Annotated in this window: 17 protein-coding genes and 1 riboswitch; of the genes, 7 read left to right on the forward strand and 10 right to left on the reverse strand. The window is 41.4% G+C overall.

Annotated features, from left to right (window positions below; translation table 11 throughout):
- Position 1: 1 nt before the first annotated feature.
- The 9 genes from recC to rppH form a co-directional block, all read right to left on the reverse strand.
- Entirely contained in the window at positions 2–3376 is a 3375-nt protein-coding gene (gene recC / locus ABE954_RS17335) for an exodeoxyribonuclease V subunit gamma (RefSeq protein ID WP_131680209.1), read from the reverse strand.
- On the reverse strand, positions 3354–3740 hold the full coding sequence (locus ABE954_RS17340; RefSeq protein WP_042845983.1) for a prepilin-type N-terminal cleavage/methylation domain-containing protein: 387 nt from the start codon (positions 3738–3740) through the stop codon (positions 3354–3356). The genes recC and ABE954_RS17340 overlap by 23 nt, the downstream gene beginning before the upstream one ends.
- Complete coding sequence (locus ABE954_RS17345) at positions 3737–4180, reverse strand: DUF2509 family protein (protein ID WP_129466384.1); 444 nt, start codon at positions 4178–4180, stop codon at positions 3737–3739. The genes ABE954_RS17340 and ABE954_RS17345 overlap by 4 nt, the downstream gene beginning before the upstream one ends.
- Positions 4180–4797: a prepilin peptidase-dependent protein gene (locus ABE954_RS17350; RefSeq protein WP_221078370.1), complete on the reverse strand. Its 618-nt coding sequence runs from the start codon at positions 4795–4797 to the stop codon at positions 4180–4182. The genes ABE954_RS17345 and ABE954_RS17350 overlap by 1 nt, the downstream gene beginning before the upstream one ends.
- Positions 4791–5276: a prepilin-type N-terminal cleavage/methylation domain-containing protein gene (locus tag ABE954_RS17355; RefSeq protein WP_225833046.1), complete on the reverse strand. Its 486-nt coding sequence runs from the start codon at positions 5274–5276 to the stop codon at positions 4791–4793. Before ABE954_RS17355 ends, ABE954_RS17350 begins: the two co-directional genes overlap by 7 nt.
- A 316-nt stretch (positions 5277–5592) precedes the next feature.
- Positions 5593–6444 carry a thymidylate synthase gene (locus ABE954_RS17360; RefSeq protein WP_042845989.1) on the reverse strand — a complete coding sequence of 284 codons (852 nt, stop codon included), beginning with the start codon at positions 6442–6444 and terminating at the stop codon, positions 5593–5595.
- 109 nt (positions 6445–6553) lie between these two features.
- Positions 6554–7450: a prolipoprotein diacylglyceryl transferase gene (gene lgt, locus ABE954_RS17365; protein ID WP_042845990.1), complete on the reverse strand. Its 897-nt coding sequence runs from the start codon at positions 7448–7450 to the stop codon at positions 6554–6556.
- 235 nt (positions 7451–7685) lie between these two features.
- The gene (ptsP, locus tag ABE954_RS17370; RefSeq protein WP_048606297.1) at positions 7686–9932 is read right to left on the reverse strand and encodes a phosphoenolpyruvate--protein phosphotransferase; all 2247 of its coding nucleotides are present in this window, start codon (positions 9930–9932) and stop codon (positions 7686–7688) included.
- A gap of 3 nt (positions 9933–9935) precedes the next feature.
- Positions 9936–10469, reverse strand: coding sequence for an RNA pyrophosphohydrolase (rppH, locus tag ABE954_RS17375; RefSeq protein ID WP_042845994.1), 534 nt, complete (start codon positions 10467–10469; stop codon positions 9936–9938).
- Positions 10470–10581: 112 nt separating this feature from the next.
- Positions 10582–10679: riboswitch (TPP riboswitch) on the forward strand.
- A gap of 52 nt (positions 10680–10731) precedes the next feature.
- On the opposite strand from rppH, the gene thiB reads away from it, so the two are divergent.
- The 6 genes from thiB to rluA all read left to right on the forward strand — a co-directional run bounded on the left by thiB (position 10732) and on the right by rluA (position 20518).
- Positions 10732–11736 carry a thiamine ABC transporter substrate binding subunit gene (gene thiB, locus ABE954_RS17380; RefSeq protein ID WP_048606295.1) on the forward strand — a complete coding sequence of 335 codons (1005 nt, stop codon included), beginning with the start codon at positions 10732–10734 and terminating at the stop codon, positions 11734–11736.
- Positions 11712–13316, forward strand: coding sequence for a thiamine/thiamine pyrophosphate ABC transporter permease ThiP (thiP, locus tag ABE954_RS17385; RefSeq protein ID WP_129466388.1), 1605 nt, complete (start codon positions 11712–11714; stop codon positions 13314–13316). Before thiB ends, thiP begins: the two co-directional genes overlap by 25 nt.
- Positions 13309–14019 carry a thiamine ABC transporter ATP-binding protein ThiQ gene (gene thiQ, locus ABE954_RS17390; protein ID WP_042845998.1) on the forward strand — a complete coding sequence of 237 codons (711 nt, stop codon included), beginning with the start codon at positions 13309–13311 and terminating at the stop codon, positions 14017–14019. The genes thiP and thiQ overlap by 8 nt, the downstream gene beginning before the upstream one ends.
- 62 nt (positions 14020–14081) lie before the next feature.
- Positions 14082–16433 carry a DNA polymerase II gene (locus ABE954_RS17395; protein ID WP_371025633.1) on the forward strand — a complete coding sequence of 784 codons (2352 nt, stop codon included), beginning with the start codon at positions 14082–14084 and terminating at the stop codon, positions 16431–16433.
- 389 nt (positions 16434–16822) lie between these two features.
- Positions 16823–19729 (forward strand): RNA polymerase-associated protein RapA, encoded by a 2907-nt coding sequence (gene rapA / locus ABE954_RS17400; RefSeq protein ID WP_042846001.1) that lies wholly within the window; start codon positions 16823–16825, stop codon positions 19727–19729.
- Between the two features lie 135 nt (positions 19730–19864).
- The gene (gene rluA / locus ABE954_RS17405; RefSeq protein WP_042846003.1) at positions 19865–20518 is read left to right on the forward strand and encodes a bifunctional tRNA pseudouridine(32) synthase/23S rRNA pseudouridine(746) synthase RluA; all 654 of its coding nucleotides are present in this window, start codon (positions 19865–19867) and stop codon (positions 20516–20518) included.
- A 966-nt stretch (positions 20519–21484) separates the two neighbouring features.
- Here rluA and djlA read toward each other — a convergent pair.
- On the reverse strand, positions 21485–22300 hold the full coding sequence (gene djlA / locus ABE954_RS17410; protein WP_042846004.1) for a co-chaperone DjlA: 816 nt from the start codon (positions 22298–22300) through the stop codon (positions 21485–21487).
- Between the two features lie 178 nt (positions 22301–22478).
- Here djlA and lptD point away from each other — a divergent pair, with 178 nt between their 5' ends.
- Positions 22479–24854, forward strand: a complete 2376-nt coding sequence (gene lptD, locus ABE954_RS17415; RefSeq protein WP_371025634.1) for an LPS assembly protein LptD — start codon at positions 22479–22481, stop codon at positions 24852–24854.
- The last annotated feature ends 103 nt before the right edge of the window (positions 24855–24957 follow it).

Raw genomic sequence — 24957 nt, forward strand, 5'->3', positions numbered from 1 at the left:
GTTATTTCAAGTATTTTGTCATCGGCAATAAGAACCGCTGAGTGTTTAATAAAAGCGATTGGATCATAGCGCTATCAATATTTCTGCATGCTCGCAACACATAATCATCTTCCATCTCACCTTTTTTCATTTGGCTTCCTTGCAAACTTTGAAGCAAAGCCGACAGTGCTTTTTGTTGTGTTTCTTCATTTGAAAAATCATACTGCTTTGTCTTTTTATCAAAACAAGCCGTTATCCAATTCCAACCACTTTGATTTAGAAGGATGAGGGGCGAATCAAAACCCTCACAGTACCCTGTTATTAAGTCTTGTAGATACCCCAAAGCATCTTCTTTGCTAATAGATGAAAATTGCCAAATACTATTATCCCTACCTAGTGATAGGCTGTCCCCTTCACCAATTTGCGAGTTAAATAATAAATGCTCAATCCATAACTGGACGCCATCATTAGCGGTTAAGTAAGCTGGTCGATAGCGTAATAAACCTGTCTCGTGAACATTTTTAAGTACCCCAGTAATTTTTACCCTATTTATTTCAAAATCAATAGGATAGTCAAAAAGTTGCCTGTCATATTCTTTAACTTTTTCAGCTAATGGTAAAATCTCAGTTAACTGCTGCTCCCAAAAAAGCTGGCCAAATTGCTTAGCCGGTAACTGACCTGAAGCTTTCAAAGCGAAATAAAATGGATCTGGGCTTTCATCTTTGACAAGCAAATCTAAAATTTGATCATTAATTTTATAACGTTGTAACCGACCAAGGGTAAATGGCTCTTCTTCTGGCAACTCTGTTTCTTCAATTGAAAAATGCACTTTTAACCGTTGTTGGAAAAACGCCCGAATTGGGTGACGATAAAATCGTAATAATTGTTCGAGAGAAATATCCGTAATAGGTTCTCGAGTTTCAAGTACAGAACAAAATGGTTCATCAACTCTATTGGCTGTTTTTGCTGCGAGTAACCACTCACTAGCAAAGCTTTGGTAAGGTGTTTTAGGGAGGAAATTTTCTTTTGCGAATGGTACTCTATTATGTTGAATAACTAACCTTTGATTTAAACGCTTAGCACTTTCATCGATGGTAAGCGACTCATCGCCTACCAAACAAAAACTTTGGCAAATATAATCAAGCAATTCCGTCACTAATACTGATGGATTACAAGGTTGATTATCACGAATAGATAGCCCTATATAACTAATATAGAGTTGTTTAGCTGCTGAGTTCAATGCCTCTAAAAATAGATAACGGTCATCGTCCCTCCGTTTTCTATCCCCTCGGACTGATTTTTCAGCCATTAAATCAAAGCCTAGCGGTGGAATATTTCTAGGATAAGCACCATCATTCATGCCTAATAAGCAAACAACTTTAAATGGGACTGAGCGCATTGGCATCAAAGTACAAAAGTTAACCGAACCTGCTAAAAAACGCTGGCTTATCTTCTCGTCATCAAAACGCACTGAGAGTTCATCACGGATTAAACGAAGTGGAATGAGCTTGTCGTATCCTGATGTTATCGCATTATCAATAATTTGATGCCATTGTTCTGTTAATAACGTTAATACCAACTCAGTTTCGCTATCAACCATAAAACAGCTATCCAGTAATGGCTGGCAAAGCTCCTTCCATTCACTCAGTGAACGTTCTTGCTCTAATAAGGTTCGCCATTCCCTTAATGTATTTATTAATAATGCGAGTTTGCCAGCAAGTTGCGCGGCTAACCCACTACATTCATCATATGGTAAAATACCATTCCAAGGACCATTTCGGCTATCCATTGCATAACCAAGCAACATCCTGCTTAAGCCAAATTCCCAAGTATTCTGGCCAATAACAGGGAGAGCAAAAGAGCGTACATTATCATCATCAAGCCCCCAGCGGATCCCCGATTCATTAACCCATCGACGCAATAAACTTAACTCGCTTTCATCGATCCCAAATCGACGGGAAAAAGAGGAGACTTCAAGCAAAGAAAGCACCTGTTCCGTCGAAAAACGGCTTTGAGGTAAATCGAGTAGCGTAATAAATGCTTGTAAGATTGGGTGAGCTTGTAGTGCTTTTCTATCTGAAATTGAAAATGGAATATAGCGAGAGGATGCCGTATTACCAAAAACAGCCTGAATATAAGGTGCGTAGCTATCGATATCCGCAACCATCACAATAATATCACGCGGAGTTAATGTCGGATCTTGCTCAAAAAGTGCTAATAACCGGTCTTGTAATACTTCAACTTCCCGCTGCGCACTATGGCACGAATGAAATGTTATAGATTCATCCAGCTCACTTATTGGACGTTTGCCTGAACTCGTTTCATAACTTTCTAATGTCGTTCCTAGCTGTGCATGATTTTCCAGATCTAAGATATCTTGCTGTATATTTTCTAATAAATTTGCACGCTTTGTATCTACATACGCAGAAATTTCATTGGCGTTATCAAGTTGGGCAATAAAATATAAATTGTCTCTACCAAGTTTCCCCCACGACGCTAACAATGGGTTAGCAATATTTTGCTCACCATTTTCATTAAATAAGGTCGGGCTATGTTCTTCGGCCTTAAACCGAGAAATTTCATGTTTATCAAGATAATGACGTAGCTTACGCTGCTGTAACTTAGCTAAAAATGATGCACTTTGAATATCCCCCCAATAATAGCGGCAGGGGTTATTAAACATTAAATGAACGTCCGTATGTTCTGCAATAGCATTAAGAGCCTGCAAATACGTAGGTGGAAGTGATGAAATGCCACAAATAAAAATACGTTTTGGTAGCATTTTTCCTAAATCAGGCACTTCTAACAGCTTATTAATGAAGCTTTGGTATAAATTTGCCCTGTGCCAAGGCGGTTGTTTTAATTCGTTTGAATAATCAACAAGGCATTGCCACAAGCGCTTTTGCCATAATTGATTCGAGCTTAACCCTTCAATCTCTTCATTTTGCTGCCATTTTTCAATCCATTGAGGACGATAAACTAAATACTGGTCAAATAAATCAGCAATTCTCCCTGCAAGCTGATGCAGCTTGCGTTTGTCTGTATCTTGCTGAAGATAATGCCTTAAAGGTTCAAACTCTTCTTCATCAATCACGGTTGGCAATATTGTCATCAATTTCCATGTCATTGCTTGTTTCGTATATGCACTTTCTTTAGGAATATCAGGGAGTACCCGCCTAAACATGTCCCAAATAAATGTTGCTGGCAATGGATAATTAATATTTGCAGCAATGCCAAATTGCTTTGCTAACTCGATTTGTAGCCACTGAGACATACCAGGGCTTTGCACCAAAATAATTTCTTGCTCAAAAGGGTGAGGAAGTGGTTCATTTTTCATTAAATGAGCAATTAACTCTTTTAATAAATCTAATTGATTAGAATGATAAACCTGAAACATGATGCTCTCCTATTGAGCAGTACCAGCGGCTTAACGAAAATCGCTGCCTTGAAATTAGTAGTGAAGCCATCGACTCTGTACAATATTTAACAGGGTGCGTAAGAGTTTGCTCTATTTTCCATTCAGGGTAACGTAAAACCTCCCCAATGGAAGAGATTTCCTCAGAATAGGTTTCATCACCGACTGCCCCCTGCTTTTCTAATCGACTATGCAAGACCCTTACCGCCGTTGAATCTTTATACAATTGATTAAAATTCAATACGATATATTGCGTATAGTTTAGCAAAGCTATTAATAAGATAGCAAAAACTGCGGTTGCAATGATTGATTGTATTAATGCAAAGCCTTGCTGTTCTATTTTCACTGGCAAAACCCTTTTTTTGTCACAGGGCAATAGTCTAACCAGCCCTTCGAACGCGGTATAACTTGCTGCTTATTAACATCCAATATAACCCAACGATAAACTTTTATTTCTAAACCAAACTGATAATCACTTTGCCCCGATAAAATAAAATTTGAACCTTTGTAATGTTTTAGACAACTTTTCCATTTCCGGTTTGTATTTTGCTGGCAAAACCAAGTTTTATAGTTACGTGAATGGATATCCCACAATAGTGTAGCCCCCCAAGCAAGTGCCGATTCTGCTCGATTAAACCCGCTAAAATACCGAACTTCTTTGCGCCATTCTTCGAAAGCTCGCTCTTGGTAAAAATGCAGTGATTTAATGAGTATCAACCCCATGGTCATTAGCACAACCACCATCACTAAAGCGACACTCCCATTTTGCTGCTTTATTAGCCCCATTATAGATTCCTAAGAAATACAGCAAACTGGTAATTAAATACTTGATTAGGTAACAACCGAGTTTCTACTGCTAAAAACACTTCTAATATTAGCTTGTTTTTCAACAAATTGAACGATAGCCGTTTGACCTTAACAACATTAGGGTCGAACAATGATTGCCAACGAGTTCCATCACAGTTTCTAACGTTTCGGTTAGATTCTAATTTCTCACCATTAAAACGATAGCTAAAATAATCAGTCTCTGTCTTTTTTGATTTAATATTTTCCCACTGCCCAGACAGGTCTTGGTCATAAGCAAAAATTATGCACGAGTTATTAATTTTACTCAGGAACTTAGCACTAATTTTTATTGGCTCACCAGTACAATGAGCACTGCTACAGTAACCAATACGCCTGAAGTCTTTTTCCATATTCAGCAAGACCTGCCTAACTTCTCTATCAAGTTGATATTGGAAATAAGCGCGATAAGTTTGCTTAAAAATGGCAGGGATACTATTCATAGCAGCAACACATACAAAGCTACTTATTACTATTGCTATTAACATTTCAATTAATGTAAAACCACCTTGGTTTTTATCTGGTGTTTTATTTCCATCAATGCTAGCCCTGTTTAACATTTGGGTAACCCAACAATATTTTTCTTACTGCACGCCCTAATCCGCCCTAAGGCCGAAATATAAATAGAAATATCAGTATCTTTATTTCTTAATTCGAAGCTAAACGCGCGGCTTGTACCTTGCTTGCCATATAAATCGACTGAGTGACGACTAGCCCTAATAAGTTCAATTCCTTGATACTTATCCGCTGTTATTTTCCCTATTTCTTGGCGGGTATTCGCATCCTTTACAGATATCCCCCAGCCCTCCTTACCAATCTTGATTGATAACAACTGATGCCTATTTAAGTAAACACCTTCCATCATATGACTATAAATAAACTCAGATAGTTGCCTTGCAGCATCAATTAACCGTTGCTTTTCTAGATGCTGTTTCCACTGATGCATACCAGATAAAGTTGTTAAAGAACAAATAAATAACACTGAGAGGATTTCAATTAAAGTGAACCCATGTTGGGTATGACTTTGCTTCTGTTTCATCGCCTTTTCTTCCATGTTTTATACACAAAGTGGATATTGGCGAAAAAAAACTATATAGCGAGTTAGGTTGATCCATCTTGCGTAGAGCTTCGCAACCTCATATGGAATTCACACAATGTTTAGCCATGTTTGCGAAGCTTTTCGCAAAAAAGTAGTCATGTAGAAATAAACACAAGAAAAAATTTTGATAGCCAGACAAGATTGGATTCAACGAAAGGATAGAAACAACCAAAGGAGGGAAATGTGGTATGCACGAATAAAAACACTAAGGTGACTTTTACTTTCAGGCCACCTTAGCTATCAAACAATTTATTTATTACACAGTGAAAGGGTATTTAATTGCTTCATGGCATTGGTACCCTTCCAAAGTAAAATCATTTGTGGTTACCCAAGTTTCAATATCATCCAATGACTTAATTTGAGGGTTAATAACCAATGAAGGAGACGCAAAAGGTTCACGTTTTAGCTGAACATCTCGCATTAAAGGCAACTGATTTTCGTAAATATGTGCGTTTACAATTTTATGGTAAGCCTTACCTGCTTTATGACCAGTAATACGAGCCATTAATGCAAGTAAAACAAAGCATTGAACTTGATTAAAATTAAGACCAAGCGGAACATCACAACTACGTTGATAGGATGTCAAATAAAGGGTGTCACCTAGCAGTGAAAACGTATGAGTGTGCATACAAGGACGCAGGCAACCCATTTCAAATTCGCCGGGGTTATAAAAAGTGATGATTTCCGCGCGGTCATCAATGCCATTTTTTAAATTATTAACGACTTTCTTCAGTTGGTCTAAATACGTACCATCGGGACGTTGCCATGAGCGACCTTGAACACCATATACTCGCCCCATGTCATCTTCCCCTTTACGATGGGGGTTATTTAACCATGCTTGGTTTTCATTGGCATTAGCATTCCAAGTATTGCAACCAATTTCGCGGAATTGAGCTGCATTATCATAACCGCGTAGATACCCAAGGAGCTCAGCAATTGCAGCCTTATAAAAGCTTTTACGAGTCGTAATCAAAGGAAACTGGTTATTGCCAACATCGTATTCAAGGTCAGCATTGATAACCGTTAAGCAGCGAACACCTGTCCGCTCGTTTTCAACCCACTGTCCTTTATCAATAATACGTTGGCATAACTCAAGATACGGCTTCATAGTCACTCTCTTATTCAAAATAACTTAAGTGGCTAGCTAGCACCCTACCCTTTTCCTTTAATAAAAGAGTCGTTTTAAGGTGTACAGCTAGCCCTTACAATCGGGTTAATTAACTATTTTTAGGCTCTTTTAATGGCTTGTGTGCTGGGATGTTTTTACCATATTTATAAGCCCATACAATCATCAAAATACCAACAATAATCATTGGGACTGATAGAATTTGCCCCATACTGATCCCACTAAATAACCCTAATTGGGCATCTGGTTGCCTAAAGAACTCAACTATGATCCTAAATGCACCATAACCAATTAAAAATAGCCCGGAAACACTCCCCATTGGGCGAGGTTTACGAACAAATAAATTAAGAATAAGGAATAGGACAATACCTTCTAAGAACATCTCATAGAGCTGAGACGGGTGCCTTGGTAGCACACCATACTGTTCAAGAATAGGTAATAATGACGGGTCTTGGGCTGCAAGTTGAATATCTTCACTGCGCGAATGAGGGAATAAAAATGCCCATGGCGTATCCAGTGTCACTCGTCCCCATAGCTCCCCATTAATAAAGTTACCTATACGGCCCATACCTAAACCAAATGGGATCAATGGAGCAACAAAGTCTGAAACTTGTAAAAAACGGCGGCGTGTACGGTGGGCAAACCACATCATGGCGCATATTACACCAATTAAACCGCCATGGAATGACATCCCGCCATCCCAAACTTTAAACAGATAAAGGGGATCATCAAGAAAAACAGGAAGATTATAAAAGAAAACGTAACCAAGTCGGCCACCGACGAATACACCTACGAACCCAACATAGAGTAAATTTTCAACCTCATTTTTTGTCCATCCACTATTAGGCTTTGCAGCACGTCTCCCAGCCAACCATAGTGCAAAAACAAAACCCACAAGGTACATAAAACCATACCAGTGCAGCGATACTGGCCCAATTGAGAACATAACAGGATCAATTTCCGGAAATGCTAAGTAGCTGTTACTCATCGTTCCCCACTTTTAATAATTAAGCCAATCAGTCATCGGCTATAAAATATTCAATAGACTTCAATTTATTCGAAGCACACGAAAGCATACAATAAAAAGTATAGTAATTTATACTCAAAATTATTTGCTCCCACCTAATTTAAACACTTAATTAAAATAGCGCTCCCTTGGCTTCATAAGCGCCAATAGCAGAGAGGCACTCATCATTGACGTTAGTCCAGACATGATGACTGAATTAAATTCCACCACGTACAAAGCCACCTAAACGATGTTTCTCCATAAACTCACTTGCCTCCTGTCTGATGCTATCACAGGTTTCTGCGGCCAATAGTTTTGGCACTAGCTCAGACATCAAGGCTGGGTCTAGCTGACGGATTAAGTATTTCATACGAGGAACGCTACGCCCGCTCATACTTAAAGAACGATACCCCAGCGCAATCAATATCATGGCACTAAGTGGCTGCCCCGCCATTTCACCGCAAACACTTACAGGCAGCTGAATACGTTGACATTCTTCACTCACTTTCGCTAAAAAACGCACAACCGCGGGATGAAGATTATCATATAGTGCCGCCACATGTGTGTTGTTGCGGTCAACAGCAAGTAAATATTGTGTAAAGTCATTGGTACCAATCGAAATAAAATCAACCCGCTTTTTTATTTCTGGTAGTAAAAATAATAGGGAGGGAACTTCCAGCATTACCCCTATTTGCGGCATATTGATAGGTGTTCCTAGCAACAGGCTCACTTCTTCTTTTGCTCTTTTGATCAAGACAATAGCTTCATCAATTTCATTTATACTGGTTACCATCGGCAATAAAATACGCAAATTGCCTGAAAGCGCGTTAGCTCGCAGCATCGCCCTTAATTGGATCAAAAATATTTCTGGTTGGTCTAGCATGATCCGGATCCCTCGCCAACCTAAGCTCGGGTTCTCTTCACTAATTGGCATATAAGGTAACTGTTTATCTGCACCAATATCCAAAGTTCTTAGTACCACAGGCTTTGAGGGAAACAGTTGTAGTACTTCCTTATACAGCTGTTTTTGTTCATCTTCTGAAGGAAACCCATTATGTAGCATAAAAGGAAGTTCAGTACGATATAAGCCAATACCATCAACACCAGTATTAATTTGTTGCTCATAACGGGGGCTTAAACCTGCATTGAGATAAATACAGACCTGTTCACCATCTTTCAGTGTTGCATCTTGCTCAAGGGTGCCTTCCGCCAATCGGCTAATAACATTTTCTTCCTCAATGATTTGCTGATATTCCTGAATAATCAGGTTTTCCGGCTCAATGAAGACTTCACCACGATAACCATCTAAAATTAAATGGCGATTGTGCAATAACGAAGGCTCAATATCTGCCCCCATAATCGCAGGTATCCCCATTGCGCGGATCAAAATAGCAGAGTGTGAGTGTGTTGCCCCATCACGCACTATTACACCCATTAGTTGCTCAATCGGTAATTCAGCAAGTACGCTAGCACTGAGTTCATCCGCAACTAAAATAAAACGTTCTGGCCACTGTTCGTTCAGTGTTAATGAGTCATCAAGGTGGAATAATAAACGCTGGCCTAACGCTTTCAGGTCTGCGCCTCGCTCTCTTAAGTACAGATCACGTAAGCGAGAAAATTGCTCGACATAATTTTCAATGACTGTTTTTACGGCCCATTCTGCGGTTGCTTTATCTTCAATAGCTGCAAAGAGATGTTTTTTAAGTTGAGGATCACTTAACAAGTGATTATAAAGATCAAATATTGCAGCGCTTTCTTTTGCAGAGCTAGCCATAAAACGTTTACTAATACGACGGCATTCCGCAGTTGCACTTTCTAAGGCAGTAATAAGGCGCTGTTTTTCCCCTTCAATATCAATAGCACTAGCTTGACTGATACTTTCAAAAGATGGCTGAGAGTTATCTTGCCAACCATAAGCCATTGAAATCCCCTGTGAGACGGGTATGGCTTTAATTCTATTTTGTCGATATTGCCCAAAAACACCTTTTGTTTGAGCTTGCGATAGGATCACCGCGAGTTGCATCGACAACGTCACCATGAAAGATTCTTCAGTTTCGTTAAATAGCCTTTTCTCTCTCTGTTGCACGACAAGAACGCCTAATAGCTGACGCCGATAGACCACAGGTACACCTAAAAAAGCTTTGAGCTGTTCTTCTTTGAGTTGAGGAAGGAATTTATATTGGGGGTGCTCGCGGATATCAGCCAAATTGAGCATTTCAGATTGACGCCCGACAGCGCCAACCACGCCTTCATCAAAACCAAGGCGTATAGCAATCCCGCTAGGTTTTTTTAACCCGCGGGTTGCCATTAAGTAATAACATTGGCGAGGGTGATCAGCTAAGTAAATTGAACAAACATCCGTCCGCATCGCTTTGCAAGTTTCATTCACCAATATTTCTAGTGCATCTGCCAAACTAGTTGCCATAGCAACTTTTTCGACAATGTCACGTAAACGCATCAACATCGGCTACTTTGCCCCACGCCTACGATTATTAAAAACAGGCCGTTGCGGTAATTTTTGTTCCTGTAGAGGCATAACAACTGGCGCAAACTCTTTCATCACACGGCGATAAACTTCCCGCTTGAAAGAAACTACCTGCCTGACAGGATACCAATAACTGACCCATCGCCAGCCATCAAATTCTGGCGATTTACTGCGCTGCACGTTTATATCTGCATCATTGCATTGAAGTTGAAGTAAAAACCAACGCTGTTTCTGCCCGATACAAACAGGTTTTGTATCCCAACGCACCAAACGCTTGGGTAATTTGTAACGTAACCAATTACGGGTAGATGCCAATAACCTGACATCTTTACGCTGTAGCCCGACTTCTTCGTATAACTCACGATACATCGCCTGTTCTGGCGATTCCCCTGGATTGATGCCTCCTTGAGGAAACTGCCAGGAATGCTGACCATAGCGGCGGGCCCATAGAACTTGCCCTTGCCGATTACAAATTACAATTCCTACATTCGGGCGGTAGCCATCATCATCAATCACAGACTACCTCAATAACCAAATTTGAAAGATGCCTAATTGTTTCACACATACCCAAACTGGTAAACCTATATCAATACAGTTTGCAGATATGTCTGAAGTCTCTACAATAGTGAACGTCTCAACGGGGTGCCAAATATGTTTAGGCTGAGAAATAACCCGTAGAACCTGATCCGGTTAATACCGGCGTAGGGATTTGAGCTACCGATATGCATCGGTTTCCCCTCAAATCCTGTGTCACTATTTTTTTAGCGCAGGAAAAAGCATGTTAAAAAACAAAATTATAGCATCAGTTTTTACGCTTAGTGCACTTAGTTTTAGCCAACTCGCTTGGGCCGAAAAACCCACACTCACTGTCTATACCTATGATTCCTTTGCTGCGCAGTGGGGGCCGGGCCCACAGATTAAGAAGAATTTTGAAGCACAGTGTGACTGTGATTTAAAAATAGTCGCATTGGGTGATGGTGTTGCTTTACTCAATCGCCTAAGAATGGAAGGCAAAAAAAGTAAAGCTGACGTCATTTTAGGCTTAGATAACAACTTGTTAGATTCTGCGGAAAAAACAGGTTTATTCGCACCCGCTGACATCAATACCAACGCCTTAAAACTGCCTATTGAATGGGATAGCTCAACCTTTATTCCTTATGATTATGGCTATTTCGCATTCATATACGACACAAATAAAATAAAACAACCACCAACCAGTATGGATGATCTGCTAACTAGCGATAATAATTGGAAAATTATTTACCAAGACCCACGCACCAGTACGCCAGGGCTTGGGTTAATGCTATGGATAGAAAAATTATATGGTGATAAATCTGCCGATGCATGGCAAAAAATGGCGGCTAAAACGTTAACGGTCACTAAAGGCTGGAGTGAAGCTTACGGTTTGTTTTTAAAAGGGGAAGGTGACTTTGTCCTAAGTTATACTTCATCTCCCGGTTATCAAATGCTAAATGATAAAAAAGACAATTATGCAGCGGCATTATTTAGCGAAGGCCACTATATGCAAGTTGAGGTGGCAGCAAGGCTTAAAAACAGCCCTCAACCTGAACTAGCTAAGCAATTCTTACAGTTTATTTTAACACCTGAATTCCAGGATACATTACCAACCACAAACTGGATGTATCCGGTTATTGATACCCCATTACCTGAAGTGTATAACCAATTACCACTCCCTAATAAGGCGCTACAATTTAGTTCGCAAGAAGTTGCCAAACAACGTCAGACATGGACTCGTTTATGGCAAGCCGCCGTCAGTCGTTAATGAATCGGTCCTTACTGCCGGGGGCACTCGCCTCCGGCTTATTAATCACTGTTGCACTTCTTAGTCTTGGTGCACTTTGGTTTTTCGCGCCTGAAGTATCGATTAATGAAATTATTAGCGATAGCTATTTATGGCATGTGATTGGCTTCACCTTCTGGCAGGCTTTTTTATCTGCCGTTCTTTCGGTAACCCCTGCTATTTTTTTGGCTAGAGCCCTTTATCGCCGCCGCTTTGTAGGAAGAACTTTATTCCTACGTTTGTGTGCGATGACTTTAGTATTACCAGTTTTAGTTGCAGTATTTGGTATTTTATCGGTCTATGGGCAAACTGGTTGGTTAGGAAAATTAGCCCAATTATTCGGTATCAACTACCAATTCTCCCCTTATGGCTTAAAAGGCATTCTGTTGGCTCACATATTCTTTAATATGCCCCTAGCTACTCGTATGCTATTACAATCATTAGAAAATATAGCTATTGAGCAGCGGCAAATTGCTGCACAACTTAGGTTTAATGAATGGCAGCAATTTACGATTTTAGAATGGCCTTATTTGCGTCGGCAAATTCTGCCTACTGCAGCCTTAATTTTTATGTTGTGCTTTGCCAGTTTTGCTACAGTTCTTGCCCTCGGCGGTGGCCCCGCTGCCACAACCATTGAGCTCGCGATTTACCAAGCACTCAACTACGATTTTGACTTAGGAAGAGCCGCTATTTTAGCGCTTATCCAGCTTTTTTTCTGTGTCGGCCTGATGTTTATTTGCCAAAAAATTAATGGTTTATTTTCAGTTGGTTTTAGTCAACAAGCTCAATGGGTTGACCCAACAGATAATTGGTTTCGCCGTATTCGTGATGCATTGTTTATCATTGCGGCCATGCTATTGCTACTCCCCCCGCTTTTAGCCGTTATTTTAGATGGCTTAAATGGGCAACTTTGGTCTGTTTTACAACAATCAGCGCTTTGGCAAGCCACCAGCACTTCCTTATTCATCGCTCTATGTGCCGGCTTTGTTTGCGTTATATTGACCTTAATGCTGCTATGGAGCAGCCGTGAATTGCGTTTACGTCAAGCCTTACGCCTTGGTCAAGCTATCGAACTGAGTGGGCTAATTATTCTGGCTATGCCAGGGATCGTATTAGCAACAGGCTTCTTCATTTTTTTCAATGAAACGATTGGGTTACCAGAAACACCCTACCCTTTAGTTATTATGACAAATGCCTTACTCGCTATTCCTTACGCATTAAAGGTTCTCGAAAACCCTATGCGGGATATGGCAGAACGTTATAATCCTTTATGCCAGTCATTGGGTCTTTCAGGCATCAACCGCTTTAAAATCATTGAATTAAAAGCATTACGCAAACCTATTGCACAAGCTCTCGCATTCGCTTGTGTTATTTCCATCGGTGATTTCGGTGTTGTCGCCTTATTTGGTAATGAAAACTTCCTTACCCTGCCTTATTACCTGTATCAACAAATTGGTGCTTATCGAACAAATGATGGTGCAGTCACTGCGATGTTACTATTACTGCTCTGTTTTTGCTTATTTAGCTTGCTAGAACGCATTTCAGGAAAACATTATGATTAAACTGACCCAACTGAACTACCAATACGATAACCTAACTATGTTATTTGATTTTTCAGTAAAATCAGGGGAATGCGTCGCTATTATGGGGCCCAGTGGCGCAGGGAAAAGTACGTTATTAAGTTTAATCAGTGGGTTTCAATTTGCTAAAACTGGGGCTATTGAATTAAATGGCGAAAACCATACCTTTACCCCCCCTGCAAAACGCCCTGTTTCCATGTTATTTCAAGAAAATAATTTATTTGCACATTTAACCGTTAGGCAAAATATTGGTTTGGGGCTACACCCTAGCTTGCGGCTTACTCAAGCACAAATGCAACAAGTAGAGCTGATGGCTGATCATGTTAGCCTGCGCGATTGTTTAGATAGATTACCAGCACAGCTTTCCGGAGGGCAGCGTCAGCGTGCTGCCCTTGCCCGTTGCCTTATCCGCAATCAACCAATCTTACTGCTTGATGAGCCCTTTTCTGCTTTAGACCCTGCCCTACGCAGTGAAATGCTCTTGTTGCTTAAATCAGTTTGTGAAGAAAAATCAATCACCTTATTAATGGTTTCACATAATATTGATGATGCGCTACAAATAGCACCACGCTCATTGGTCATTGCTGATGGTGTGATTGCCTACGATGGTACGACTCAACAGTTATTGCAGGGTAAAAGTCCTGCCTCAACCTTACTTAACATCTCGACACGAACTCACAATTAATACTGTATAAATTCACACTATTCGCGTATATTTATAGGATATTTTGTCACGCGAGTAGCTAAATGTCTCAACTTATGACCTCCGCAGAAAAAGGCTTTATTCTTAGCCGCCACTGGCGAGACACCCGTCAAGGTGTCGAGGTCACTTATTGGTTGCTTACCGACACACGCCCTCAAAAAATTACTATTCCTTATCAAAAAGCGATTGGTTTTTTACCCGAATCTAAACTTTCTATTGTAAAGCCTTTGCTAGATAGCCAACCTAATGTCACCTATCGGCGGGTTGAATTGGCCGATTTTCAACGGGAAAAAGTGTATGCCATTTATTGTCATCAATACCGCCAATTACAAAATCTCAGCAAAAATTGCAGTGAATTAGGCGTCGAATTATTAGAAACAGACATTCGCCCTTGTGAACGCTACTTAATGGAGCGCTTTATTACTGCGCCAGTCTGGTTTTCTCAGACTCAACAAGGTGAGTATCAACTTAAACCCTGTGAAGGTTATCGTCCCGCTATCAAAGCAGTATCTCTTGATATAGAAACGAGCCAACATGGTGAGCTATATTCAATCGGCTTATCAGGGTGCAATGACAACGTCGTGTTTATGTTAGGCCCAGTTCAAGGGCCAGCGCGAGGGGGGGATCACCGCCTAGTCTATGTGAATAGCCGGCCTCAATTAATTGAGAAACTTAATGAATGGCTGAAACAATACGACCCTGATGCCATCATCGGTTGGAACTTAATCCAATTCGACCTACAAGTTTTACAAAAACATGCTGAGCGTTATGGCATTCCACTATTACTTGGCCGGCAAGGTAAAAAACTCGAATGGCGGGAACATGGTTTTAAACAAGGGGTATTTTTCGCTTCCGCTGAAGGCCGGTTAATTATTGATGGCATTGATGCCTTAAAAGCAGCCACTTGGAGCTTTTCGTCATTTAGCTTAGAATTTGTTGCCCAAGAATTGCTTGGTGAAGGTAAAGCGATTGATACTCCATACGACAGAATGGATGAAATTAACCGCCGCTTCGCCCATGATAAACCCGCTTTGGCTCACTACAATATTCAAGACTGCATTTTAGTGCATCGCATCTTTGCAAAAACAGATTTAATGGCATTCTTGCAAGAACGCTCAACTGTAACAGGCCTTGCCGTGGATAAAATGGGCGGTTCAGTGGCTGCATTCTCTCACCTGTATATTCCACGTTTACACCGCCTTGGTTTTGTTGCTCCAAATTTGATGGAACAAAAATCCCAGCTAAACCCTGGGGGCTTTGTCATGGATTCTCAACCTGGGTTATATGACTCCGTATTAGTTTTGGATTTTAAAAGCCTATACCCTTCAATTATTAGGACTTTTTTAATTGACCCCGCAGGGATGATCGAAGGGTTAGCACACCCAGACCCACAATATTCGGTTCCGGGTTTCCGCCAAGCATGGTTTTCCCGTAAAACACATTGTTTGCCTGATATTGTTAGCCATATTTGGCAAGAACGCGATAAAGCCAAACAAGAACATAACGCTCCGTTATCTCAAGCGCTTAAAATTATTATGAATGCCTTTGCTGGGGTATTGGGCGCAGAAGGTTGCCGTTTCTTCGACCCAAGGCTAACAGCGTCGATTACCATGCGTGGGCATGAAATTATGCGTACCACAAAACGCCTGATTGAGTCCCAAGGTTATCAAGTTATTTATGGTGATACCGACTCCACATTTGTCTGGCTACGTGAGGCTCACAATGAAGAACAAGCGCAAAAAATAGGGTTTGCCTTACGTGATTACGTGAATAACTGGTGGAAAAACCATTTAAGGGATGAGTTGCAATTAAATGGTGTTTTAGAACTGGAATATGAAACCCACTATCGCCGATTCTTAATGCCAACTGTACGTGGTGCGGAAATGGGCAGTAAAAAACGCTATGCGGGGTTGAGTAAAGACACTATGGTATTTAGGGGGCTGGAAACTATCCGCTCTGACTGGACGCCATTAGCCCAGATATTCCAAAAAGAGCTGTACACCCTCATTTTCCATCGTCAGCCATACCATGAGTATATTCGCGAATATATAAAAAACATTCGAACAGGGAAGTATGACGAGCGGTTAATTTACCGTAAACGCCTACGGCGCAAACTAACCGATTACCAAAAAAATGTGCCCCCCCATGTTCGAGCAGCCCGCGCTGCGGATGACTATAATTTAAAATTGCAACGCCCTTTACAGTACCAAAATGGTGGCTGGATCAGCTATATCATTACCCAAGCAGGGCCAGAACCCCTTGAAAAAATCACTGCAAAGCCAGATTACGAACACTATATTTTGAAACAAATTAAGCCAATAGCTGATGCCATTCTCCCCTTCTTACAAGATGACTTTGATGCCTTACTCACTGGGCAAATTACACTTTTGTTTTAAAATTTAATATCGCTTTGGTGTTTTTTTAACAGGTGACGATAAGCTCTGGTTGAATTAATATATCGCCCCTTTGATGTATCGCACATCTGACTGCACAAATAATGCGCGATAATCAACGATACTCGTTATAATTCAAATGGTATGCCTTGTGATAAACCCACAACAGCCTTTCCACTTAACGATATGGGTCTATTCACTCACATTGCTGCAATTTGAATTATTAAATGTGTATAATTAATCATCAGGTACTGACTTTTTTTAAAAATAACTCGAACTCTTCCTTGTGTGACTCATAACGGGTTATACCAATAATGAGCGAAGATACCGATAAAAATTGTCTTAAAAAATCTAAAAATAAACTCTCAATTTTATGGAATTAAATTAAATCTATGCCATTTACTCTTGGTCAACGCTGGATCAGCGATACAGAAAGCGAACTTGGATTAGGTGCCGTTGTGGCGATTGATGCCCGTATGGTCACGTTACTTTTCCCTGCAAGTGGAGAAAACCGCCTCTACTCACGCAGCGATGCCCCTATTACCCGAGTAATGTTTAATGAAGGTGATACCATAACTAGCCATGAAGGCTGGCAGCTTCAAGTTGAAAGCATTGAAGAAGACAAGGGATTATTAACTTACATCGGCACTCGCTTAGATACACAAGAAAAAGATGTAAGTCTTAGGGAAGTGTTTCTTGACAGTAAGCTCACGTTTAATAAACCGCAAGACCGCTTATTCGCTGGCCAAATTGACCGTATGGATCGCTTTGCCTTGCGTTATCGTGCGCGTAAATTCCAAAGTGAGCAAGTTAAGCACCAAGCGACAGGGTTACGTGGCATTCGAGCCAGTTTGATCCCACACCAATTACATATCGCAAATGAAGTGGGTAAACGCCACCACCCTCGTGTGTTATTAGCCGATGAAGTTGGCTTAGGAAAAACCATCGAAGCAGGGATGATTATCCACCAGCAATTAATCGCTGGGCGTGCTGAGCGTGTATTAATTATTGTACCAGATAGCTTACAGCACCAATGGTTAGTCGAAATGCTACGCCGCTTTAACCTACGTTTTTCTTTATTTGATGATAGCCGTTATAGCGAAGCACAACACGATAGTGATAACCCATTTGAAACTGAACAACTGGTGCTTTGTTCACTCGATTTCGTGCGTCGCAGTAAGCAACGCTTTGACCAACTCGTTGAAGCTGGCTGGGATATGATGGTTGTTGATGAAGCACACCACTTACAGTGGAGTGAATCAGCCCCTAGTCGTGAATATCAGGTTATTGAAACATTAGCTGAAAATGTTCCTTCTATTCTGCTACTTACCGCCACACCTGAACAACTAGGCCAAGAAAGCCACTTTGCGCGTTTACGTTTGCTGGACCCTAGCCGTTTCCATGACTATCAAGAATTTATTGCAGAACAAGAAAATTATCGCCCTGTTGCCGATGCCGTTTCATTACTGCTCTCTGGTGAAAAACTGACAAACGACCAGCAAAACTTGCTCAATGAATTAATTAAAGAGCAAGACATCGAACCGCTATTAAAAGCAGCAAATGTTGAGAGTGAAGATGGTACGGCTGCGCGCCAAGAGCTAATTAACATGTTAATGGACCGTCATGGGACTAGCCGGCTGCTATTTCGCAATACGCGTAACGGAGTAAAAGGCTTTCCTCGCCGCGAATTGCATTCTTTAAAAATGCCATTGCCAACCCAATACCAAACAGCGATTAAAGTTGCAGGTATTATGGGAGCAAAAAAAGACACCGAAACACGCGCCAAAGAAATGCTTTATCCAGAGCAAATCTACCAAGAATTTGAAGGTGAAAATGCAACTTGGTGGAACTTCGATCCACGCGTTGAATGGTTGATGGGCTTTTTAACCGCTAACCGCCATGAAAAAGTATTAGTAATCTGCGCGAAAGCTGCAACCGCACTTCAATTAGAACAAGTCTTACGCGAACGCGAAGGTATCCGTGCAGCCGTATTCCATGAAGGGTTATCACTATTAGAGCGCGACCGTGCGGCAGCTTACTTTGCTTCCGAAGAAGAAGGCGCACAAGTGTTACTCTGCTCTGAAATTGGTTCTGAAGGCCGCAATTTCCAATTTGCAAACCAATTAGTGATGTTTGATTTACCCTTCAACCCGGACCTATTAGAACAGCGTATCGGCCGCTTAGATAGGATTGGCCAAAACCGTGATATCACCATCAACGTCCCGTATTTAGAAAATACGGCACAATCCGTTCTACTGCGCTGGTATCACGAGGGTTTAGATGCCTTTGAGCATACCTGCCCAACGGGTCGAGCAATTTACGATAAGTACTATCAGCCATTATTACAATTTATGGCCGACCCAACGGTAACCGACGGTTTCGATGAGTTTATCAAAACCTGTCGTGAAGAACATGACAGCTTAAAATTACAATTGGAACAAGGGCGCGACCGTTTACTGGAAATGCATTCTAACGGCGGGGAGTCTGGTAACCAATTGGCTCAAGAAATTGGTGAAGGTGATAATGACACTGAATTAGTCAATTTCTCACTAAACTTATTTGATATCGTTGGAATTAACCAAGAAGATAAGAGTGATAACTTAATTATTCTGACGCCTTCTGACCATATGTTAGTCCCTGATTTCCCTGGCCTTCCTCAAGATGGCTGTACCATTACTTTTGATAGGGAACAGGCACTTTCACGCGAAGATACGCAATTTATCAGTTGGGAGCACCCAATTATCCGTAACGGCTTGGATTTAGTGTTATCCAGCGATACAGGTAGCTGCGCGGTTTCTTTATTAAAAAATAAAGCTCTCCCCGTAGGTACTTTGCTGACAGAGTTAATTTACGTTGTGGAAGCTCAAGCGCCTAAGCACCTGCAAATTAGCCGTTTCTTACCCGCTACGCCTGTGCGTTTATTAATTGACCTAAAAGGCAATAACTTATCGTCTCAAGTTGAGTTTGAAAGTTTTAACCGTCAATTAAATGCGATTAACCGCCATATGGCGAGCAAATTGGTCAATGCGGTGCAAAATGAAGTGCATTCTGTACTGCGTTTATCTGAACCTATGGTGGAAACAGAAGCCAAAGCCTTGATAGAGAGCGCTAAAGAAGCCGCCGACAAAGCACTAACGTTGGAGTTTTCTCGTTTAGAAGCCCTTAAAGCGGTTAACCCTAATATTCGTGATGAAGAACTGGATATTATCGAGGAAGAGCGCCAACAACTGATCACTAATATTGACCAAGCAACATGGCGTTTAGATGCTATTCGCTTAGTTGTGGTGACGCATCAGTAAGATGTATACACGGCAGCCCATTCATATCGATTATTATTAACGGTTTGAATTATAGCTAACCTAATTTAAAATCATGACTGACTTCTCCCTCATCTGAGGGAGAATTTTTTAAGAGCTTTGGGAGCTACATATTTTATGATGGAACCCTATCATCCCGCCATTGAACCTTGGCTATTTGTGTTATACCAAGATGACCACATTATTGTGGTGAATAAGCCAAGCGGGCTACTCTCTGTGCCGGGAAAAGCGCCAGAGCACCATGACAGCATTATGAGTCGTATTCAGCGTGATTTTCCTACGGCAGAATCTGTCCACCGTCTGGATATGGCGACGAGTGGCGTAATGGTTGTTGCCCTGCATAAAGCCGCAGAACGGGAGCTTAAACGCCAATTTAGGGAACGGGAGCCGAAAAAAGTCTATATTGCTCGAGTATGGGGCCATTTAGAAAAAGAAGAAGGCTTAATTGATTTACCACTAATTTGTGATTGGCCAAACCGCCCTAAGCAAAAGGTGTGTTTTGAAACGGGGAAATCAGCTCAAACGCAATACCAAGTTTTGCAATATGAAGAGCAAGCAACTCGCGTTAAGCTTTCACCAATTACAGGCCGCTCCCATCAATTACGGGTACATATGTTGGCTTTAGGGCACCCTATCCTTGGTGATCGCTTCTATGCTCACGAAGAGGCAAAATCCCTAGCACCACGCTTACAGTTACATGCTCAGGAGTTATATATCACTCATCCTGAATATGGCACACCAATGCATTTTACCTGCCAACCCGATTTTTAACGCTAAATTTATTTGATCGTTTGATTAATCCCCCCTCTGCCATACCCTAAATAGTTCATGTTACAGCTAGGTGGCAAGAGAGAAATCCCTAGAGCGTAGATAACTACGTGACTAGGGGTTCATGGATGAAGACAACAAAACGAGGTTTTTTAGTTTTTCTTCGTTAACTTAATTTCCCTTACATAGTTCGTGTTGCAGCTAGGCGGCAAGAGAGCAAATCCCTAGAGCGTAGATACTACGTGACGAGGGGTTCGTGGATGAAGACAACAAAGCGAGGTTTTTTGGCTTTTCTTCGTTAACCTGATTTCCCTTACATAGTTCGTGTTGCAGCTAGGCGGCAAGAGAGCAAATCCCTAGAGCGTAGATAACTACGTAACTAGGGGTTCATGGATGAAGACAACAAAACGAGGTTTTTTGGTTTTTCTTCGTTAACTTAATTTCCCTTACATAGTTCGTGTTGCAGCTAGGCGGCAAGAGAGCAAATCCCTAGAGCGTGGATAACTACGTGACGAGGGGTTCGTGGATGAAGACAACAAAACGAGGTTTTTTTTTGGTTTTTCTTCGTTAACTTAATTTCCCTTACATAGTTCGTGTTGCAGCTAGGCGGCAAGAGAGCAAATCCCTAGAGCGTGGATAACTACGTGACGAGGGGTTCGTGGATGAAGACAACAAAACGAGGTTTTTTGGTTTTTCTTCGTTAACCTGATTTCCCTTACATAGTTCGTGTTGCAGCTAGGCGGCAAGAGAGCAAATCCCTAGAGCGTAGATACTACGTGACGAGGGGTTCGTGGATGAAGACAACAAAGCGAGGTTTTTTGGCTTTTCTTCGTTAACCTGATTTCCCTTACATAGTTCGTGTTGCAGCTAGGCGGCAAGAGAGCAAATCCCTAGGAGCATACAAAAGTATGTGACTAGGGTGCGCGAGCGCAGCCAACAACGCTGCGGCGCGAAATATGACAGGGAAATTTATTTGAAGCCCAGCTCCTTCTTGACTAGGTCATAAGCCGCTTGAATTGATTGGGCTTTTTGTTTAGCAATTTCCATCATTTCAGGGGGTAAACCTTTCGCCACCAGCTTATCTGGGTGATGTTCACTCATTAATTTACGGTAAGCACGTTTAATTTTTGTAGGGTCATCGCTAGGAGACACACCAAGCACTTTACAGGCATCTTCTAAGGTTGGGCCATTTGATTGTTGATAATAGCCCCCAGATTGCTGCTGAGAGTACCCTTGGCCAAATTGGCGACCACTTTGAATCATATCTAAGAACTGCTCAAATTGGGCTTTTGAAATCCCTAACTCTTCCGCGATAATAAACAACACTTTTCTTTCATTCGGATGCAACTGCCCATCCGCAAAAGCGGCTTGTAATTGAATTTCCAGAAACATCTGAATTAAGTCAAAACGACCATAGCAGGCCATACGTAATTGCTTTAATACATCACGTAATGGGAAGTCAGGAGATTTACCTTCTCTAAATGCCTGTTGGGCAGCTTTTCGGGTCTCTCCATGCAATTGCATTCTATCCATCAAATTTGATGCAAGCTGAATATCTGTCTCAGTTACACGGCCTTTCGACTTCGTTAAATGACCTAAAATTTGGAAGGTACTCGCAAAGAAAATGATTTGCCGATCACGTTTGTTCATCGCCCCAGCGAACTTACGTTGTATCGATGCTTTATCAAAACCGTGCCCAATAATTAGCCCTACTAGCGCCCCCCAAAAGCCCAATCCAGAGACGATTGCGAGTACAACGCCAATAATTTTACCCCAATAGTGCATATATCCCTCAATTCTTCAATGCTCAGAATGCAATTTTGCATTATCATACTATTCATTCTGCTCTATGCATAACTACCCGCGCGTAAAGTTTTTTACATTATACTGGCGCAAAGTGGTTGGCTAAGTTAGTCTTTGAGCGTTTGCTGGCTGTGCCAATTATGACGGAACCGCATATTTAATGAAGAAAAAAAGCTATCCAACACTACTTGCCACCATGGTATGGGCGGCAATTTATAGTCAGCAAGCACATGCTGACCTTGCACAGCAGTGTATGCTGGGTGTCCCTGTATATACAAAACCTATTGTAAAGGGTGACCCCAACAACCTGCCTATTCACATAACTGCTGAAGATGTCCGTGGCGAATACCCTAATTTTGTTGAATATGACGGTAATGTCGATATTCAACAAGGGAACCAGACATTAACCGCTGATAACGTCAAACTCACCCAAACAGAAACGGCGGGTGAGCCTCCTGTACGTGAAGTGACCGCAACCGGTAATGTTCATTACGATGATCCGCAAATTATCTTAAAAGGCCCTTCAGCATGGTCGAATTTAGATAACAAAAATACCGATGTAAATGATGGTAACTACATGATGGTAGGCCGTCAGGGACGTGGTGACGCAACAAAAATGAAGATGCGTGATGAAAACCGTTATTCCATTATGGAAAATGGGACTTTCACCACCTGCTTACCCGGCAATAATAGCTGGAGCGTTGCTGGTTCAGAAGTAATTATCGACCGAGAAGAAGAAGTCGCTGAAATTTGGCATGCGCGCTTTAAAGTTGGTGATGTGCCAATTTTTTATAGCCCATATATGCAGTTGCCTATTGGTAACAAGCGTCGTTCCGGTTTCTTAATTCCAACAGGTAGCTATTCAACTAATGACGGTTTAGAGTTTTCTTTACCTTATTATTGGAATATTGCACCGAACTACGATGCAACTATCACCCCACAGTTTATGACACACCGTGGTGTTAAGTTAAATAATGAATTCCGTTATCTAATAACACCAGGAACAGGTACCGTTGCATTTGACTTTCTGAAGCATGACAGAGCCTACAGTAAAGATAAAGAACGTGGTAAACGTGAAAAGCGTGACAGCGATGACCGCTGGTTATTCTACTGGCGCCATTCAGGTACCTATGCAGGGCATTGGAATTTTAGCTCAGACTATACCAAAGTAAGCGACCCAAGCTACTTTACAGATTTTAGTTCCCAATACGGTAGTACCACTGATGGTTATGCCACCCAAAAATTCAGTGCCGGTTATTCAGATACTAACTGGAATGCTAAAGTTACCCATAAGCAGTTCCAGATCTTTGCTGATAACCCAAACAAACGCGCATATAAAGCGGAGCCGCAAGTTGACTTTAATTATTATAAAAATAATTTAGGCGCTTTCGATTTTCATACCTATGCGCAAGCGGCTCGTTTTACTAGTGTGGGTAAAAACAACCCTGATGCAACACGTTTACACTTCGAACCTGAGGTGAACCTGCCATTATCAAATGGCTGGGCAAATATGAACAATAGCATTAAATTGTATGCTACCCATTACGACCAAGACATACCCCGCTCTAATACTGATAAAAATTTAGAGAAAAATGTAAGCCGTGTTCTCCCAATGTTCAAAAGTGACGCAAAAGTCGTTTTTGAGCGCGACCTCTACCAAGGAAGCGATTTTATACAAACATTAGAGCCACGCGTACAGTACCTGTATATTCCGTATAAAGATCAGGACAATATCAATAACTTCGATTCCTCATTATTACAATCGGATTACAGCGGTTTGTTCCGTGACAGAATATACAGTGGTCTTGACCGTATAGCCTCAGCAAATCAGCTCACTACGGGTGTTACAACTCGCCTCTATGATGATAGTTTAGCTGAGCGCTTTAATTTCTCCGTTGGGCAAATTTATTATTTCGAACGCCCTCGTGCGGGTGACTCTAACCGCCCAATTGATGATAAAAGTAATACCGGTTCCTTATTATGGGCCACTGATACCATGTGGCGCATCAATGATAATTGGGGAATGCGCGGTGGTTTACAGTATGACCGTCGTCTAGGCAATGTCACTATGGGGAACGCTGTTGCAGAATATCGTTTAGATGCAGATAGATTAGTTCAGTTGAACTACCGTTTTGTTGACCGCGATTATATTCAAGCAACCTTCCGCCGTGATGATGTGGCAAATGGTGGCTACACCTATACCCTACCTGAATATCAACAAGGTATTTCACAGGTAGGTACGGTTGTTAGTTGGCCATTGAATGATCGCTGGGGTTTTGTCGGCTCATATTATTATGATACAAAACAAAAACAATCCGCGAGCCAACTGGTTGGGTTGCAATATAATACCTGTTGTTGGGCAGTCAACCTTGGCTATGAACGTAAGATTGTCGGTTGGCAAAAAGAAAAGTTCAGCAGCGAATATGATAATAAATGGTCAATCAATGTGGAACTTAGAGGCCTAAATAACAATCATAGTTTAGGTAGTCAGGAAATGTTGAGCCGAGGTATTATGCCTTATCAACGTGCTTTCTGATAACAAATAGCATCGTTTATTCTGAATAATTTGAGATGCATTTACTCTAAATACTTCGAGGTGCAGTCAACAACACTGCAACTCGAAGTATGGCGAGTAAACA

Origin of the sequence: Providencia sp. TYF-12, from assembly GCF_041344805.1 — a bacterium.
Taxonomy (GTDB): domain Bacteria; phylum Pseudomonadota; class Gammaproteobacteria; order Enterobacterales; family Enterobacteriaceae; genus Providencia; species Providencia huashanensis.